We start from the raw sequence: 18,050 nt of genomic DNA, 5'->3' as shown, positions 1-18,050 counted from the left end.
GGTTTTTGTCAGTTTATGTTTTTGACCAGTTCGGCCGCCTGGTCGATGATCGCCGTCTGATGCGGCTGCGCCGACATTCCACCCCATTGTCCCATCAGTTGATCCCACGGGTCCTCGACGCCCGTGCGGTGCCCGCAAAGCTCCTCGATCACGGCCAGGCCGCAGTAGGGCACGTACATTTCGGAGTAGCCGCCCTCATGCGTCATCACCAGGCGCCCGCCGCACAACTCGCGCGCCGCGTCGAGCAGCATGCGCGCCAGCCTGCGGTAGCCGCTGGAATTCATCAGCATGCGCCCCATCGGATCGACGCCGGAAGCGTCGAAGCCCGAGGGCACCACGATCAGCTCCGGCTTGAAGCGCGTCAGCGCCGGGATCACCACGCGCTCGAACGCCGCGGCGTAAGCGCCGGGACCAGACCCCGGCGGCAGCGGGACGTTGATGTTGAAGCCCTTGCCCTTGCCCTCGCCATTTTCGCCGATCGCACCGGAATTGGCCGGGAACAGATTGTCCTGATGCAGCGAGATCGAAAGCACGCTCGGATCGTCGTAGAAGATCGCCTGCGTGCCGTTGCCGTGATGCACGTCCCAGTCGACGGTGGCGATGCGGGTGAGGCCGTGCAGCTGCTGCGCATGGCGGATGGCGATCGCCGCATTCGAGAACAGGCAGAAGCCCATGCCGACATCGGCGGTGGCGTGATGGCCCGGCGGACGGATCAGTGCATAGGCGTTGTCCACCTGGCCCGTGATGACGGCCTCCATCGCCTTGATGGCGCCGCCGGCTGCCAGGAGTGCGATTTCATAGCTGCCGGCGCCGAGCGGCGTCAGCGAGCTGGCGTCGCCATAACCACGGTCGCTGATCTCCCTGATCCTGGCGATATGCGCCGGCGTGTGGACCCGCGACAGTTCCTCGACAGTGGCGCGCCGCGGCTTGATGGCGACCAGATGGTCAAGGATGCCGCTCACTTCCAACAGGTTGCGCAGGCGCCGCTTGGTCTCGGGATTTTCGGCATGGGTGCCGGGCTGAACCGTCAGGCTCGGCGGAAAGACCTGGTTCCAGTTCCAGGTGTTGTGCCAAAGATAAAGTTCGTGGAAAACGAAACCCGTCGCCATGCGGCTCCCACCCAGCGTATTTCGACCGGATGATGGCCCGCTACATTGGCGCTGTCCCGACACCTTCGGGTAATGGGTGGTCTTTTTGAGCCCACCCTTTCGGGTGGTTAGAGCAATTCCAGGAAAAGTGTGGACGGTTTTCCGTACGGAATTGCGTAAAATTAAAGAGATAGAGCGGTTCACCGTTTCCGTGAAACGGTGAACCGCTCTATCCCGCCAATTGCCGCTCCGTGGCGGCGTCGAGCCCGATTTCCTTCAGCTTGAGGACGGCTTCCGTCCGGCTTGAGACGCCGAGCTTGCCAAATATGTTCTTCAGGTGCCATTTCACGGTGTCGGGCGCCATGGACAGCGTCTCGGCCAACTGGCGGTTTGTGTAGGCACGCAGAAGCAGGGCGGCGACATCGGTTTCCTTGCTGCTCAGCATCTGCTTCCTGCCGGCGATTGCAATCGGGCGCACGCGTTCGGGCGCGGTCTTGCCCAGCTCGCGCAGAAGCGTGTCGACAAAGGTGGCAGTGCTGGAATTGCGCGACCAGGCCGGAATTCGTGCCCGGGCGAATTCGAGCACCTCGCGCATCGGCAAGCCCTCATCGATCAGCGAGCGCAATGCGTTCTGTGGCAGCGCCAGGGTGACGACGTCGACCGCCGCCGCCAGCGCCAGCAGCGTTTCGCCCGCGCTGTGCGCGGCGATCGCGACAAGTGCCCGCACCTGCATGAAGCCACGCAGGCGGCCATCGCGCCGCATGCGTTCGGCAATACGGTCGAGCACGGCGATGGCCTTCGCCGGGTGGCCCTCGGCGATCAGCACGCGCGCGGCGCCGATATGGGCATATTCGTCGAGCGGATGGATCGGCGCGGGCCGGCTTTCGGCCGAAGGCTCGATGCCGCGCGAGCGCAACGCCAGCCGCGCGGCACGGACGTCGCCGCGCGACAACAGCAGCCGCACCCGCTCGTTCAGCGCGGCGGCCGTCAGCCGGCGGTAGCGCTTCTCGATGCCCAGCCGTTCGGCGCGTTCGAGGAAGACGATGGCCTCGTCATGTCGCCCATGCGCGGCGGAGAGCCGCGCCAGATGCAGCTTGCACGCCATCTCGTGCACGACGAGCCCGCATTCCTCGATGACCTGCCGGTGCTGGTGCAGGATGCGCTCGGCACCCTGCAGGTCGTTCCATTCATAGGCGAGCTCGACATGGAAGATCGCCGTCATCGCTTCCGTGTAGGAACCCGACCCGAGGCGCTCGCGGGCCAGCCGGCAGGCGCGGTCGAGCAATTGGTGGGCCTCGGCGAGGTTGCCGGCGGAAATCTCGACCAGCCCCAGCAACAGGTCGCAATAGACGATGCCGAAGACGGAATTGGCGGCCGCGTGATGGTCGCGCGCCGCGAGGCTGCGCAGCCGCGCGGCGTCCAGCTCGCCGAGCGAATAGTGGCTGAAGGCGCAGATATTGGCGAGCGTGCCGCGCGCGAAAGGCTCGTCTTCGGGAAAGTCCGCCAGCCAGCGCGAGGCGACGCGGATTGCGGTGCGGGAGCGGTCGGTGGCGCTGACGACGCCGGCCGTCAGCGTCTGCAATTCGGCCTTGAGCGAGCGGGTGGTCGCGCGGTCGATCTCGCCGCGCTCGGAAAGCTGCCCGACAAGGGTCTTGGCCTGTTTGAGCATGCGGACCGCCTGGCGCGGCCGGCTCATGTGGAACTGCGCCCAGACACGTGCAAGCAGCAGGCGAGGGCGGGCGGTGATGAGGTCCGGGGGAAGCTGGTTCAGCCACTCGGTCAGCTTGGGGATGTGGCCCTGCATGGTGAGCGGCATGGCGCATTCCTCAACCAGGCGCGCCGCATGGTCGGCATCGCCGCTGGCAAGCGCGTGGTCGACCGCGTCGGAGATATGGCCCCGGGCCGCCAGCCAGGCAGCGGCGGCGCGATGCAGGTCCTTGCGTGCCTCCGGCGCCCAGGCATCCAGCCTGTCGCGCAGGAATTCGGAGAACAGGTGGTGATAGCGGAACCATTGTCCCGTGGAATCGAGCGCGATCAGGAAAAGGTTCGAGTGCTCGATGGTCGCCAGTGCCGCGGCGCAGTCACGTCCGGGACAGACCGCCTCGACGAGGCCCAGGCAGAAGCGGTCGAGGATCGAGGTCCTGAGCAGGAAATCCTGGATTTCGGGCGCCTGCCGGGCGAGCACGTCGTGGGTCAGGAACATCGCCACGTCGCGCTGGCTGCCGGAAAATTCGGCAATGAAGGCTTCTCGTGAGCCCTCATGCGCCAGCGCCAATGCGGCCAGCTGCAGGCCGGCCGGCCAGCCTTCGGTCTTGTGGTGGAGCGCCACCACGGCCGAGACGGCGAGGTCGAGGCCGCAGACATTGGCAAGATAGTCCTCGGTCTCGTCGAGCGAAAAGCGCAGGTCGCTGTCGCCGAGGCTGACGACATGTCCCTTCATCTTCATATGGGCGAGCTCGAGCGGCAGTTCGCCTCGGGTCGCGAGCACGATGCGCAAGGCCGGCGGCGCATAGGCGACCAGCATGTTGATGCAGGCGGCGATCTCGCTGGAGACGATCAGATGGGCGTCGTCGAGAACGAGGTAGATCGGCGCGGCGCGGCGCGACAATTGGTTGATGATGGCGGTGAGGATGGAATCGACCGGCGTCACCGGGCTGGAGTCGATCAGCGATTCCGCGTTGCCGGCAATATCGGGGTCGACGCAGTGGAAGGCGGCGGCAAGATATTTGAGGAAGCGGGCGAGATCATTGTCCAGCCGGTCGATCGACAGCCAGGCGACCTGGGCGATGCCGCCGGATATGCCGGCCGCCCATTGCGAGAGCAGGGTCGATTTGCCGAAACCGGCAGGCGACGTCACCAACGTCAGCTTACCCGCCGTCGCGGCGTCCAGCGTGCGCAGCAGCCGCGGCCTCCGGACCAGGGCGTCGCGCAAATGAGGCGGCTGGAGCTTCGTCTCTATCAGCATCTGGTTCTCGGTTGCTGCTTTCGGCGCTTTTAATAAACGCGCAGTGCGGCGCGGAGGCAATGGTCGGGCTGGGAGCACGTCGATGATCGCGATCCGGTTCGTTGTTGCGAATCCGTTCTGCCGTTGCGGTGCCGAAGCCGCTGCGGTAATCTCAGGCGGATTGGACGATACGCATGCATCCTGTCGTTAGTGCAAGGGTTCCATCCTGCCTGGGCGGATTGTGAACTCTTTAACAGACCTCCGCGTCGCAAGCTGCGTTCTTGTGGCCGACAGGTCATAGCGGTTAAGGATTTTGCCATGCTGCGACGCTGCGCGCTGATTGCAGCCTTGATCCTCGTGGGCCTCACGACGGTGCAGGCGCATGCCGATCGAAGGGTTGCGCTTGTCATCGGCAATTCCGAATACCGCGAAATCCCGGCCCTCAAGAATCCCGACAAGGATGCGGAAGACGTGTCGAGCACGTTCCGGCTGGCCGGCTTCGATGTGTTCGTCGCCAAGGATCTGACCAAGCTCCAGTTCGAGAAGGAATTCCGCAATTATCTCGCGGCGGCGGACGGCGCCGATCTTGCGGTCGTCTACTATTCGGGACACGGCTTTCAGATTGGCGGCGAGAACTTCCTGATCCCGGTCGATGCGTCGCTCAAGGCTGCGGCCGACATCGAGGTCCAGGCGGTCAAGCTCGACGATGTCCTGCAGCAATTGCGCGCCAAATCGAAGATCCAGGTGATCATCCTCGATGCCTGCCGCAACAACCCGTTCCCGCGCAAGGATTATTGGTTGCGCGACCAGTTGATCGCGGCCGGCGGCACCGGCCTTGCGCAGGTGAAAAGTTCGCTGAACACGCTGATTGCCTTCGCCACCGAGCCCGGCGCGGTCGCCTATGACGGCTCCGGCGATCTCAGCCCGTTTTCATCCGCCTTCTCCCGCCGCGCCCTGGCGCCGAACCAGGAGATACGCTCGGTCATGGCGGCCGTCCGCCGCGATGTGGTCGAAGCCACCAAGGGCGCGCAGGTACCGTGGGAGAACTCCTCGCTGATCGACGAGGTGGTGCTGATGCGCCGCGCCAATCGGCCGGCTTTGCCGCCGGTGCTGGAGAAGACCGTGCCGTCCGGCGTCGGACCGGTCGCGCTCGACCTGCCGGTGCCCGTCGATGTCGACGGCGGCGCCGTCAGCATCAGCATCGAAAGGCCGCCGGCGCTGGGGCGCCTGATCCTGGACGGCAAGCCGGTCGCGACGGGCGAGCCGATAGAGGGCAAGGATCTGCCGCGGCTTCAGATGGATGTGCCGAAGGGCGCCGACGCCGAGGACCAGGTCGATATGCTGGCCTATGCGACGCATGACGAATGGGGCGGTGGATCGCAGGGCATCCTGGTGTTCCGGGTCAAGAATGGCGATGGCGCCGCGGGCAAGCAGCTTGTGGCCTCGCTGGAGTCCGAGCAGAAGCAGGAGGTGATGGAGCGGGGCATCCACATCGCCGGCGCCGCCGAAGCGATCGACAACCGCGACGTCAAGATACCCGTCGGCGTCGGCCCTGTGCCGCTGAAACTGGATGTCCCGACCAAGGATCCCGGCGTCAGCTTGAAGCTCGCGAGCTATCCGGCAACCGGAACGCTGTCCCTGCCGGATCGCACCTTGTCGCCGCAATCGAGCCTGATGGCCGATGAAGTCGATAAACTGCGCTACGAACCGCAGATAGGCGCCGCAAAACCGTTGATCGTTGGCTTCGACATCATAGCCGACAACACACCGTCAAAGCCGGCGACGATGAAGCTGTCGCCGAGCGTCGATCCTTGCGACACGCGGGCCGGCGAACCTTTGGACCTGCAGGGCGTCGTCCCCGGCCTGTTGCCGAACGAGATCGGCGCAGGAGCCGTGGAGGCCTGCCAGGCGGCGGTGAAGGCTTATCCCGATGTTGCGCGCTTCCATTACGAGCTCGGGCGCGCTCTGCTCGCCGCCGGCAAGGTCGACGAGGCGAAGAAGGCGATCGAGGAGGCCGCCGACAAGGGACATGTCCGCGCGGTGTTCGAGCTTGGTTATCTCGTCGCGTCCGGAATAGGAACAGCTGTCGATCCCACGAAAGCAAACATCTTCTATTCCGCAGCATCCGACAAGGGAGATCCTTACGGGATGACCGCATGGGGCCGCGCTCTGTTCAACGGTTTCGGAGTCCAGCGCGACCCGAGCAAGGGATTGGACCTGCTGCTCAAGGGCGCGGCTATGGGGCATACCTATGCCATAAACGAGCTTGCTTCGATTTTTACGGATGGCCGCAATGGTGTGCCTGCGGATTATGCTCGCGCAGTAGCCTTCCTCAAGGCGGGTGTAGAGCGGCAGGACATGTATTCGATGAATCTTTTGGGGCGCAACTATCTCACCGGAAGGGGCGTTGAAAAGGATCCGAAACAGGCGCAGGCGCTTTTCCAGAAGGCGATGGATCTTGGCCAGCCATATGCCCCTGCTAGCCTTGCACGTATGTACCGGGACGGTGTTGGTGTGGCGCAGGATTTTGACGAAGCCCAAAGGCTGTTCGAATTGGCGACTGCCCGCGGCGACTACTCCGGTGCCTATGACCGAGCAGCTCTTGAGATGCAGAAGGGTAACAAGGCCGACCAGGTTGTGGCTGTCCGGTATCTAGCATTCGCGGTGGGGCTTGATCTTCGTGACGAACTGCCGAGTGCCCAGACAACTCTAGCGCAATTTGGAGCAAAGCCGAAGGCTGCTGCCCTCAAGCAGTTGCGCTCGGAGCTCAAATCGAAAATCCCAACGGGTGGTTCGGTCGACGACCAATTGATCAAGACGGCGAGAGCTGTCTGGGAGCAAGCCAACCCGCGTCGAGACTTGTTTTGATCAATAAGGAGACAAGGTGGTGGGCAGGGCATTGAAAAAGGCAATCATCGCGACGATGCTATCCGGTGTCTTGGCGACCGCCGGGTGCACCACCGTACCCCCTAAGATTGAGCCGGCACCGACAGCGAAACACCGAACCAAGGTCGTTCGTACGACGACCGCACCGAAGGTCATCAAGCGTAAAAAGGTGACTGTTAAGAAACCGATCGAACCCGTTCAGAACGAAACGCCGCCTGTCATTGCGCCTTTGGGGGGAGGTGGCACAGGTGGAGGTTCCGCGGGAGGCGGTCACAGTTGGTGACGAGGATCGATGGAGACAAGCCGATCTCTGAATAGTTGATCCCGCTCTCACTTCACCTTGAACCGCTCGCCAAGCCCGGACAATTGCTCTATGCTCCCGTTACGTGCCGGTATCGAGATCGGGTTGTCCTGGCGGGGGCGTTCCATGTTCGAAGTCGTCGCATTCTGGCGAAAAATGCTAACCAAGGCTGCGGCTTTTGGCTTGATCGTTGTCGCGCTGCTGGTCTTCGGATCGCAGGCTGCGAGCGCCGCGCACAACTGGACGCTCGATCCGTCCGCTTCGGTGCTCACCTACCAGTCGGTCAAGAAGAACACGATCGTCGAGACCAACAAGATCAGGAACATCACCGGCACGCTGAGTTCCGCCGGCGATGCCAAGATCAGCTTCGACCTCAATTCCGTCGACACGGGCGTCGACCTGCGCAATGTCCGCATGCGCTTCCTATTTTTCGAGACCTTCACCTATCCGACGGCCGAGGTGACAGCGAAGGTGGACCCGGCGGCGTTCGCCGACCTGCCGACCAAGCGCCGGGTGAAGACGACATTGCCATTCCGCCTCAGCCTGCATGGCGTCGACAAGGATCTAGAGGCAAGCGTCGTCGTCACCATGATCAGCGATACCCAGGTTTCCGTCGCTTCGGAGGCGCCCGTCGCGGTCCATGTCGAGGATTTCGGGCTCTTGCCCAACATCGACAAATTGCAGCAGGCCGCCAACGTGACCAACATCGTGCCGACCGCTTCGGTGTCGTTCGATTTCGTCTTCACCGCCGACGGCGGCAAGCCGGCCGCCGTGCAGACCGTCGCGGCCAGCACCGCCGAGGTCGGCCCCGTCGCCACCGATGCCGCGAAAGCCAATTTCAGCGACGAGGAGTGCCTCAACCGGTTTGCCGTGCTCTCGCGCACCGGCGCCATCTATTTCCGTCAGGCGAGCGCAAGGCTCGACGCGAAGAGCCGTCCGCTGCTGGCTGAGGTGGAAGGTGTCGTCGGCAAATGCCCGGCCCTCAAGGTCGAGGTGTCCGGCTACACCGATTCCGACGGATCGCCCGAGGCGAACAAAGCGCTCTCTGAACGGCGCGCCCAGGCGGTCGCCGATGCTTTGGTTGCGGACGGCGTCCCGCGCAACCAGATCAGCTCGGCCGGCTATGGCGAGGACAAGCCTGTCGCCGCCAACGATACGCCCAAGAACAAGGCGCTCAACCGGCGGATCGAATTCTCCGCAAGCAAGCTCGCCAATTGAGGTGGCGGTGAATTCCGCTCCAATCGCCTTTTGCGGTGACGTGTTTCGCGCCGCCGGGCTTGTGGCGCTGGCCTTGCTCCTGACGTTGACGGCCGCGAACGCCGAGCGGCGGATTGCGTTGGTGCTCGGCAACTCGCAGTACCAGCACGCGGCGCCGCTCCTCAATCCGGCGCGGGATGCGCAGGCCATGGCCGATCGGCTCAAGGACCTCGGCTTCGAGGTGGTCTCCGGCTTCGACCTCACCAAGCAGCAGACACAGGCTACGGTCGCGCAGTTCGCCAAGCAGGTGCGGGGCGCCGACATCGCGCTTTTCTTCTATGCCGGCCATGGCCTGCAGGTCTCCGGCAAGAATTATTTGCTTCCCGTCGATGCCGCGCTCGAGGACGAGACCTCGCTCGATTTCGAGGCCGTCTCGGTCGATTTCATCCTGCGCCAGATGTCGCGCGAGACGAGCATAAGACTGGTTTTCCTGGACGCATGCCGGGACAACCCGCTTGCCGAGGTGCTGGCGAAGGCCGCCGGCATCAAAGGCGCAAGCAGCGGCCTTGCCGAAATCCCGATCGAGAATGGCGGCGCCGGCACGCTGGTCGCCTTCGCCGCCAGCCCGAACCAGCTTGCCTATGACGGGTCGGGCGACCACTCGCCCTTCACCACGGCGCTGCTCCAGCATGTCGGCGAATCCAACGTCTCCATCACCGAAGCGATGAACAGGGTGACCAGCGACGTCTTCAAGGCCACCGCCGGCAAGCAGCGCCCCTGGATCAACGTCTCGCTGACCACCGAGGTCGTCCTGCACAGGGTCGATCTCAATGCGCCGCTGATCGTCGGCGAGGCAAGCGCGCCGCAGGCCGAAGCGGGCTCCGAGACGCGCAACACCGGCGCCGCGTCCGGCCAGACCGACGACCAGCTTGCGCTCAATGCGCTGCGCGAAAAGATTCCGAAGTTGGAGACGGACGGCCCGATCCTTTTCGATCGCCCGGTCAAGTTCGGCGACCCGGCGATCGACGGCAAGAGCATAGCCCAATTGATCAAGGGGGAGCCGCTTTTCAGTCCGGTCGAAGGGCTCGACAAGTCGGTCTGGCAAGGCAAGCACTGCGACGGCTGCCACGAGTGGAACGAGACCCGCCTCTGCGAGCAGGCGAAGAATTTCGCCGCCAATGACGTCTCCGTCCTGCGCCTGCAACATCCGCTTGGTACCCGCTTCAAGGTCGCTTTGGCCAGGTGGGCGCAAGGCGGCTGTAAATGATGCTGAGTTAAGGACTTTCCGAGTCTTGTCCGGCGTAAAGCCCTAATACGCGTCGACAGATTGCCGCTGCGCCTCCATCTCCACCATCTGGACGCCCATTTCGACGAAGGCGGAAAGCACGCCAAAGCGGTCCGCGGTCGAGACGCGCGCCAGCCCCGCCAGGATCCCGGCGTTGACGGCGTGAGCGGCGGGGAATCCGGTCGATAGCATGTCGAAGGCCGGGTCACGCCACGCTGCCGACAGCGCGATCCATGCAGCCGGCGTCGCTGGCGACGGATCGACGGCACTGCTGAGCGCCGCTCGATGGCGGGGATTGCCGGGCTCGCCGACCCAATCGTTGACGAGCGCCAGCAATCCGAGTTCCCTATCGGCAAGGAGTTCTGAGAGATGGCTCAGGCATTCATGCCCCCACCAGACCGCGGCGCGATCGGGCAGGAGATAGGCGCAGAACGTGACGGCCTCCTCCGGCACGCGTCCGGCGAGCAGGGCGCGGCAGAATTCCAGCGGGGGTTGATTGGCGGCAGGCGATTTCATGTCCCGGGCGATCGCGGGACAGGCAAGAAACAAATCCCTTGCGGTTCTGTATCCGAGTTCGTTGGCCATGGCTGCCACACCCCGAGAGCCACCTGACAAGCACTCAAGCCTTTAGCCGAGAGCCGGTCAAGCGTTAGCTTCTAGCAGGTGGCGGCCGTCGGCAACGTGCGCTTGGTCACAGACAATCGTTTCAAGATTTGATATAGTTCGCGTCAGCGAAACCCGCTCAAACAGGAGAGACGGTCATGCGGTGGGGCAGCTCAGCCTTGGCATTGGCGACCGTGCTTTTTTCAACGCACGTTTACGCCGATCCGCTTCAGAAATCGGAAGACATCGTAAAATACTTCGCCGGCCAGGGTAATCTTGGCGCGTCACGCGGCATCTGCGTCGGCACCGAGGAAGAGTGCAAGAGCAAGGCCGAGAAGAACGAGGCGCCTCAAAAGGCCGGCCTCGACATGATGATCAATTTTGCCCTGGATTCGGCCCAGCTCGACCAGACCGCGCGCACGGAACTGGACGAGTTCGCCAAGGCGCTGAAGGACAACCGGCTGAGCACGTTCAGCTTCGTCGTCGAAGGTCACACCGACGCGACCGGTACGGATCGCTACAACCAGGACCTGTCGCAGCGAAGGGCGCAATCGGTGGCGGCCTTCCTGGCGGCGAACGGCGTTCAATCTACCCGGCTCGAGCCGATCGGCCTGGGCAAGTCGCATCCGCGCGTCGCCAATCCCTACGATCCGGTCAACCGCCGGGTGGAAATGCGGATCAGGACGCAATAGGGCGGCCGGCCCAGGCCAGTCAGCTCATAGCGAATTGCCGATGCGGGCGCTGCCGACAGGCTAGCTCTCATCTTCGATCGGTTCTTGAGTGCACCGCCCACCGCAATAGCCGGGCGGTCTTGCACAGCCGAAGCCTCCGCGGCATTGGACCGTGCAGCGATTTACCACTCATTCACGATATTAGCGCAACCTGATATTCGGTCATGCTGGTACAGCGTACATGCCAAAAGCCCTAAAGCGCGTCGCGTCGAAACGGATTCACGCGACGCGCTTTAGGTCGTTACTTGATGCATGTCGTTGTCGCAAAACCGAGTTCACTTTTGCGCGACATGCATTAGCGCCGATCCTTCAGCGCTGGGGCTTTTTACGCATGATCCATTCGACTATGTTGGGGTCGACATAATCGTCTCCGGTCACGATACGGACCAGCTTCGTTGCGCGCGGCCGCCATTGATCTTCAGGAACCTTGTCTTCGTCGACCCAGCGCTTGAACGCTTCGCGCATGACGTCGAATTCGAAGTATGAACCGTTGTCGTTGGATTGCTTTTTGACCATGGCGGGCAACGTCGAATTCGCTGAAATGTTCCAGCCTCAGATGTGAGCCTCGCCACTTACCCGAACCGTTAATGACATTGTTGCTCTGCGGATCACCATAACATGAGTGAATTCTAATGGAGATTTTGTGGATGGTGCGGCGCAATTCAGGCAGGCAGCGCGGTTTCCGTCCATGCGCAGGTTCGTCAAACTAGTCACCGCGCGTCGAAACGCTGTTGCTTGGTAAACCGAGAACTAGCCGGGCTCGAGCGTATTCTGGATCGAACCTATCAACGCGGCGATCGCCTGCTTGTATTTCTCGAACTCCGGCGATGTCTGCCGGACCTCGGTCGTGGTTGTCGTCGGCTGGCCCTGGTCGGTGACCACGCGTGGCGCTTTCTGCCCCATTTTCCGCTCGGCCCAGTCCACGACATAACTGGCGGTCTTGCCGGTGAGGAACGGGTTGGCCTGGATGACGGCTGATCCGAGAACCGCAGTCAATTGCGACGAACCCGGCGCCGCCAGCACCTGATGCGCCCCTTCCATGCCGAGGAAATGGCAAAGATAGAGGCGTCCGGCGGTGATCTGGTGGCCGCGGGCGCGCAGATAGGCTTCCCCTTCGCGCGCCAGGTTGCGCACCATTTCACGCGACAGCGTGGCGTCGTAGCGAAGCGCAAGCAGATCGGCGGTCGACAGCGAGCGGGCGAGGTCGGGCCGATAGGTGTTCATCATCCGGATCCAGGTCTTGGAGATGAACTGGCCGGCGCCGGTTGCCGAGGAAAGCGGATTCTTGGCTCGCGCGCTGCCGCCGCTTTCGACATGCACGATCCGGTCGGTCAGCGTCTCGACCGCGGCATCGCCGGAGCCGCCGGAACTGACGGACACGGCGGTAGCGACCGAGGTGACCGTGCCCAGCGGGTCGATCGCCTCGCCGTTCTGGTAGAGCTCGAAATGCAGATGCGGGCCGGTCGAAAGCCCCGTAGTGCCGATATAGCCGATGACGTCGCCGGCCTTCACCTTGGTGCCGACGGCGCTGGCGCTGGCGAATTTCTGCATATGCGCGTAGCGCGTCTCGCGGCCGTTGGCATGCGTGATCTTCACCAGATTGCCATAGCTGCCGCCATCGCCCTGGAACGAGATCTCGCCGTCGAAGGCGGCCATGATCGGCGTGCCGACCGGCGCCGCCCAGTCGACGCCCTTGTGGATTCGAACCGTGCCCAGGATCGGATGCTTGCGCGGGCCGAAGGTCGAGGTCATCACCCCGGCGACCGGCGTGACCATGCCGTTGGTGACGGTCAGCGAGCGGACCTGGTCGTCGCCGGTCACACAGGCATACTGGCCGTCGCTCTGCTGGAAGACGAAACAGTCGAGGCTCTTGTCCGTGCCCTGGACGCCGACATAGAGCACCCGTCCCGAAATCTCGCCCTGGCCGCGCGGCATCTGCGAATAGATCAGCACCAGGCGCTGGTCCTCGCTGGCGAAGGCGTCGAGGTCCTGTCCCCGCGACAGATACATGATCGCCTCGCCGATGACGCTGGTCGGCACCTTGTTGCGCGCCGCGGTCGAGTAGATCGCGTCGAGCAGGCGGTACTGCCGCTTGGGCCCGCCCTGGTCGGAAGCGCCGGAATAGTTGAAGAGGTCCTCGCGCACCCAGGGGTCGACGCCCGACACGAAGGCGCCGGCTGCATTGCGCGTCAGCGTGCCGACATAGACGTTCCTCGCGTAGATGGAGACCTGCATCAGCGACATGGTCGTCGTCTCGCGATTCGGCCGGAACCCGCGCATGGCCACGACAAAGCCGGGCTCCAGCCCGTCGCGGTTGAACAGCGTCTTCAGCGCTTCGCCAGCGAGCTTCGCGTCGTCGGCGGAGAAATGCGCGTCGAGCGCCACGCTGTCCAGGCTGCGGTCGTTGAGGATCTTCACGAAAGTGTCCTCGGTCGCCTCGAAGCGCTGGTATTCGCTGGCGACGGTCGCAACGGTCGTGTTGTTCTCGATCGCGGTTTTCGTGAAAGCCGGGAGTGCTGCCTCCCCCTGGTCGATGGTCTCGCCCCAGCCTGCCTCTGGATCGTCGGCGTCTGCCTTGGGCGCCGAGCCGGCATCGCTTTCGTCCGGCGCCGCCTGGAGATCATTCTGCAGGTCGCCTCGCGGATCGCCCTGTTGATCGTCCGGCGCCGCGGCCGGAGCGGGTGGGGCCGGTTGCGCATCTTCCGGCTCCGTTGCCGAAGGCTTCGGAGCGGCCTGCCGCTGTGCCTGGAAGAAGGCGAAATCCTCCTGCGTCGACGGGATCGTCGTCATGAACTTTTCGCTGGCGCTCAGCATCACGTCGGACAGGATTTCGATCTGCGGCGAAGCCCCGGAACTGTCGAGCTCGGCTGGACGCGCTACCGTCTTGCCCTTTGTCGCAGTGTCGGCATCGGGCGCCAGCGTGATCCACATCGGATCGCCGGCGAGATCGATGATCGCCGGCACATAGATCGAGGCATCGGGCGGCACGTCTTCCATGCCCTCGACGGGATGCAACTCTTCGTCCTCGTCGCCGAACGACCAGTAGTCCCTGGTCAGATAGAAGCCGGTGGCTAAGGCGACGACTGCGAGCGTGGCAAGGCCGGCAAGGGCCCGCCGCCAAAGCTTGCGCCGTTGCGCGGCCAGGCGCGCCTGCTTCTTCTGTCTGAAGCTCGTGTCGATCGAGTGCGTCACGGGCTGTTTCCGGTCAGGAAATAGGTCCAGCGCACCTGCTCGAGCGTGTCGACCTCGACGAAGCGTGCCGCGATATGGCCGCGCTGCCAGCATTCGTCGATGCCGCGGATCGAGAAACGCCGCCGGTCGATGCACATCTCGGTCGAGCCGTTGAGGATCGCGTGGCCGAAGACGTCTGTCGCGTAGAGATAGATATAGCGGTTGGTCAGTTCCTCGCGGATGACGTTGACGCACTGGTTGGCGCCGATCGTCCACCAGCCGTCCGTCTGGTCGGCATTGTCGACCTTCTGTCCGACGGCGAGATTGACGACGTCGAGCGTCTGGTTGCAGACGGTGAATTCGGCATGCGCCTTGCCGGGCGAAAGGGTCGAGAACAGCGCCGCGCCAAGCGCGGCAAGCGTCATGCGGCCCGGGAACGGCAATCGGAGCCGGCTACGCTGCTTGCGTGGCGGGGGCTGGTGCAAAGAACGCAAGGTGCGAAGGTTCATCGGCGTTCATGCTATCCGCCAAGCCGGAAATAGGTGGCCGTGGCGGAGAACTGCGATCCGTCGGCCTCGATCTCCTCGAGGATCCTGGGCAAAAGCTCCGAGGCCGGCGTCGGCCTGGAGAACATGGCGGCCTGGATGTCCTTGGGTCCGGTGATCGCCAGCATGATCTGCGGCACCGCCTTGCCGGCTGCCTTGTCCGCGGCGGCGAGGCCGATCGGGATGTTGAAGGTCACCTTGTCGGTTTGCGGCACCATGCGGTCGTCGAGATTGAACGCCACGCCCTTGTGGTCGATCAGCATGATGTTCGAGACGAGCCCGCCGCCCGTATAGAGCGCGCCGCTGACCGGCGAGCCGTCCGGGACCGATGTCCGGTCCAGCACAAGCTGCGGCCTCGCGGCCGAGCTTCGGTCGAGGAAGCGAAGGAAGGTGGGCACTCCGCACTGGGAGAGCGTGATGAGGCGCACGCTGATGTGCGGCTCGATATGGAACCTGGTCTGGAAATCGCTGAGCAATTGTTCGAAGGGTTGGACCGCCGTCCCGTATCCCTCGATCGCGGGGGAAGCGCCCGGTCCCGATGTCACGTTCGCGTAAAAACAGCTGCCGCCGCTGAAATCGCGAACCCAGGAGCGCTGGTCGTTCCACTTGGCCGTGTCCTCTTCCAGTGACGGAAGCGCCGGCTTTGGCACATTGATGGCGACGTCAGTGTCCGGCTGCTTGGTCGCCAGCGGCTGCGGTTGCTGCGCCGGCTGTGCTGGCGCTGTCGGCGTTTCCGGCGGGTTGGCTGTCGGGGTCTGCGCCTTAGGCTCGGCCGGCGGGGTGGTCGGCTGCGCCGGCGCCGGACTCTCCGGAGCGGGGGGCGGGGAAGCGTTCGGCTTGGGCAGCTTGGAAAGCATGTCAACGAGGTCTTTTACGCTGGGCTTGGCTGCCGGCGGATTCGCCTCCTGCGCCGGCTTGTTCTCAGCCGCCTGGCTCGGTTCCGGCGTCTTGACCACCGGTTCGCTCGTCGGCTGCGCCGGCTTCTGGCTTTCGGCGGCCGTTGGTGCGGGAGCCGGCGACTGCTGCGCCAGGGGTTGCACGGGTTTGGTCCCGACCTGAGGCGTCTGGCTTTTTGCCTCGCTCTTCGGCTGAGCGGCAGGTGGCGTCGGCTTCTCGACGGTGGCGCCCCCGTCAGTTTTCGGCGATTCCAGCTGAGGCGCGGACGGCGTCTGCGGTTGGGGTTTCGGCGCTTCCGGCTGCTGCGCTTCGGCCACTGGTTTGGCGGCTTCGGCGACCGGCTTCGGTGTCAGCGGTGTGGATTTTTCCGTCACCGGCGGGGGCGCGAGGACGCCGCTGAAATAAAGGCCGCCCCCGGCCAGCACAGCCAGCGCCGCAACGCCGCCGGCGATGACGGGTATCCGTGAAGCCTTTCGCGGCGCAGCCGGTGCGGTCGCAGGTGCGCTCGCCGGAGCGGCAGCCGGTGCGGGCCGTTGCTCCGACAGGTATGCAGGGCGCACATGCTCGACGAAGCGCGGCTCGCCGGGAGGCATCGGCGGCTGGGGCTGGGAGTCCGGCGGCGCCGTCCACCCGGCGCGCGGCAAACCGGAGCGTTCGCGTGCTCCAAACGACACCGGCGGCGGCAATGTCGCCTCGAGATCCTCGCCGCGCGTCGCCCGGGCGATCTCGCTCATGCTGGCCGGCCGGTCGCGCGGATCCGGCTGCAGCATGGCCGAGATCAGGTCGTGGAAATCGGGATCGATATCCGACAGGTCCGGCACGGTCCGGCGCTTCTCGATGACCTCGTATTGCGACCCGCTCATGTCGAGCGGCTTTCCGCGCAGTGTCGCGGCCAGCACCAGCCCAAGGCTGTAGATATCGGATTGCTCGCTGACATCGCCGCCATAGAGACCGAGCTGCTCGGGCGAAACATAGTTGTATTTGCCGGCGAATTTTCCGCCGATCAGCGTTTCGCCGCCGACCGTCGCCGAGCGCGCGATGCCGAAATCGATGATCTTGGCGCGCTCCACCCGGCCGCCGGGCAGGATGATGTTGTCCGGCGAGAGGTCGCGGTGCACGGCGCCCGCTTGATGCACGGCGCTCAAGCCGGAGGCGAGGCGATGGCAAAGCCGGCGCACATCGTTCCCCTGCATCGGTCCGCGCCGCATGACGTCGAACAGTGACTCGCCGTCGACGAACTCCATCGCGAGATAGGGACGGCCGATCCCCGTATCGATGGTGAAGACGTGGTAGCGCACCACTGCGTCATGCGACAGATGGTTGAGGATCGACGCCTCCTTGCGGAACAGCGACAGGATCGTCTGGTCGCGCGCGAATTCTGGCAGCACGATCTTGATCGCCACGTGGTCGCCGGTCTGGATGTTGTGGCCGCGATAGACTTCGCCCATGCCGCCGGAGGCGATCCTCTCGTCGAGCTCGTAAATGCCGCTGAGCTGCGTGCCCACCCCGGTATAGATGACGTTCGTCGAAATCCGCGTCTTGTCGTCGTCGCTCATCTGGCCTGGCCCTCCACTGCGGACCGATCCGGATGGAGCGCGCCGTTGCGCCCGCCGCCGATCTTCACGAGTACGATGGTCACATTGTCGGTTCCGCCGCGCGTCAGCACCATGTCCAGCAGGATCTGGCAGGCCGCCCGCGGCGTGGCGGATTTGACCGCGGCCTCGATTTCGGCGTCGCTGACATGCGCGGTCAGTCCGTCGGTGCCCAGGACGAAAACATCGCCCGCCATCAGCTCGCCCTGCTGGAAATCGATCTCGAGCTCGTCGCTGACGCCGACCGCATGCGTGATCACGTTGCGGCGCGGCCAGGTGCGCGCTTCCTCCGCGCTGATCATGCCGCGGTCGAGCAATTCCTGCACCTCGGTGTGATCCTTCGAAACCTGGAAGATCGAGCCGTTGCGCACGAGATAGATGCGGCTGTCGCCGGCCCACAGGCAGGCGAAACGTCCATCCATGGCAAGCAGGGCCGCGAAAGTGGAGCCGATGGTGATGCCGCGCGAGCGCGATATGTCGCGGATCTCGGCATTGGCGCGGCTGAGCCGGTCCTCGAAGCGTGCGCGAAGGTCCGGCGCGGAGCTCGCAATGCCGATCGTTGCCAGATGGTCGACGATGCTGGCCGAGGCGACTTCGCCGGCCTCATGCCCGCCCATGCCGTCCGCCACCACCCAGAGCCCGGTCTGCGGTTCGATGAGGTAATTGTCCTCGTTGTGATCGCGCACGCAGCCCTTGTGGCTCACGCCGAAGCTTTCGATGGGGAGGGCGACAGTGCTCAATTTGCCACCAAGCGCTCAGCAGGCGTCCTCTGTGACCAGCCACGGGCCGCGTGCCCAGGCCACTCTGCCA

General features: G+C 64.2%; 12 protein-coding genes. 4 read left to right on the top strand and 8 right to left on the bottom strand.

Annotated elements, in window-relative coordinates; genetic code table 11:
• Positions 1-8: 8 nt before the first annotated feature.
• Positions 9-1,109, bottom strand: coding sequence for a class II histone deacetylase (locus FJ417_RS00670; protein ID WP_140782122.1), 1,101 nt, complete (start codon positions 1,107-1,109; stop codon positions 9-11).
• A gap of 208 nt (positions 1,110-1,317) precedes the next feature.
• Positions 1,318-4,053 (bottom strand): LuxR C-terminal-related transcriptional regulator, encoded by a 2,736-nt coding sequence (locus FJ417_RS00665; protein ID WP_140782121.1) that lies wholly within the window; start codon positions 4,051-4,053, stop codon positions 1,318-1,320.
• 297 nt (positions 4,054-4,350) lie between these two features.
• Here FJ417_RS00665 and FJ417_RS00660 point away from each other — a divergent pair, with 297 nt between their 5' ends.
• From FJ417_RS00660 to FJ417_RS00645, 3 genes are all read left to right on the top strand, one after another.
• Positions 4,351-6,900 (top strand): caspase family protein, encoded by a 2,550-nt coding sequence (locus tag FJ417_RS00660; RefSeq protein ID WP_140782120.1) that lies wholly within the window; start codon positions 4,351-4,353, stop codon positions 6,898-6,900.
• Positions 6,901-7,345: 445 nt separating this feature from the next.
• Positions 7,346-8,437 (top strand): OmpA family protein, encoded by a 1,092-nt coding sequence (locus tag FJ417_RS00650; RefSeq protein ID WP_140782118.1) that lies wholly within the window; start codon positions 7,346-7,348, stop codon positions 8,435-8,437.
• 7 nt (positions 8,438-8,444) lie between these two features.
• Entirely contained in the window at positions 8,445-9,683 is a 1,239-nt protein-coding gene (locus FJ417_RS00645; protein WP_246680635.1) for a caspase domain-containing protein, read from the top strand.
• Between the two features lie 42 nt (positions 9,684-9,725).
• Here the strand turns inward: FJ417_RS00645 and FJ417_RS00640 are convergent, their stop codons facing one another.
• Positions 9,726-10,286, bottom strand: coding sequence for a hypothetical protein (locus FJ417_RS00640; RefSeq protein ID WP_246687368.1), 561 nt, complete (start codon positions 10,284-10,286; stop codon positions 9,726-9,728).
• A 176-nt stretch (positions 10,287-10,462) separates the two neighbouring features.
• Between FJ417_RS00640 and FJ417_RS00635 the strand changes: the two genes are divergently transcribed.
• Positions 10,463-10,996 carry an OmpA family protein gene (locus FJ417_RS00635; protein WP_181183124.1) on the top strand — a complete coding sequence of 178 codons (534 nt, stop codon included), beginning with the start codon at positions 10,463-10,465 and terminating at the stop codon, positions 10,994-10,996.
• 348 nt (positions 10,997-11,344) lie between these two features.
• Here the strand turns inward: FJ417_RS00635 and FJ417_RS00630 are convergent, their stop codons facing one another.
• The 5 genes from FJ417_RS00630 to FJ417_RS00610 form a co-directional block, all read right to left on the bottom strand.
• A complete protein-coding gene (locus FJ417_RS00630; RefSeq protein WP_140643195.1) occupies positions 11,345-11,560 on the bottom strand; it encodes a hypothetical protein in 216 nt (71 codons plus the stop codon).
• Between the two features lie 225 nt (positions 11,561-11,785).
• Complete coding sequence (locus FJ417_RS00625; RefSeq protein WP_140782115.1) at positions 11,786-14,227, bottom strand: M23 family metallopeptidase; 2,442 nt, start codon at positions 14,225-14,227, stop codon at positions 11,786-11,788.
• Positions 14,224-14,715 carry a DUF1036 domain-containing protein gene (locus FJ417_RS00620; RefSeq protein WP_140782114.1) on the bottom strand — a complete coding sequence of 164 codons (492 nt, stop codon included), beginning with the start codon at positions 14,713-14,715 and terminating at the stop codon, positions 14,224-14,226. The genes FJ417_RS00625 and FJ417_RS00620 overlap by 4 nt, the downstream gene beginning before the upstream one ends.
• An 11-nt stretch (positions 14,716-14,726) precedes the next feature.
• Positions 14,727-17,204: a serine/threonine-protein kinase gene (locus FJ417_RS00615; protein WP_140782113.1), complete on the bottom strand. Its 2,478-nt coding sequence runs from the start codon at positions 17,202-17,204 to the stop codon at positions 14,727-14,729.
• The gene (locus tag FJ417_RS00610; protein WP_140654721.1) at positions 17,201-17,980 is read right to left on the bottom strand and encodes a PP2C family serine/threonine-protein phosphatase; all 780 of its coding nucleotides are present in this window, start codon (positions 17,978-17,980) and stop codon (positions 17,201-17,203) included. The genes FJ417_RS00615 and FJ417_RS00610 overlap by 4 nt, the downstream gene beginning before the upstream one ends.
• Positions 17,981-18,050: the final 70 nt, after the last annotated feature.

It is taken from the genome of Mesorhizobium sp. B3-1-7 (genome assembly GCF_006439385.1).
Classification (GTDB): domain Bacteria; phylum Pseudomonadota; class Alphaproteobacteria; order Rhizobiales; family Rhizobiaceae; genus Mesorhizobium.
The sequence above is the reverse complement of the archived record's forward strand: the minus strand, read 5'-3'. Positions and strand labels throughout refer to the sequence as shown.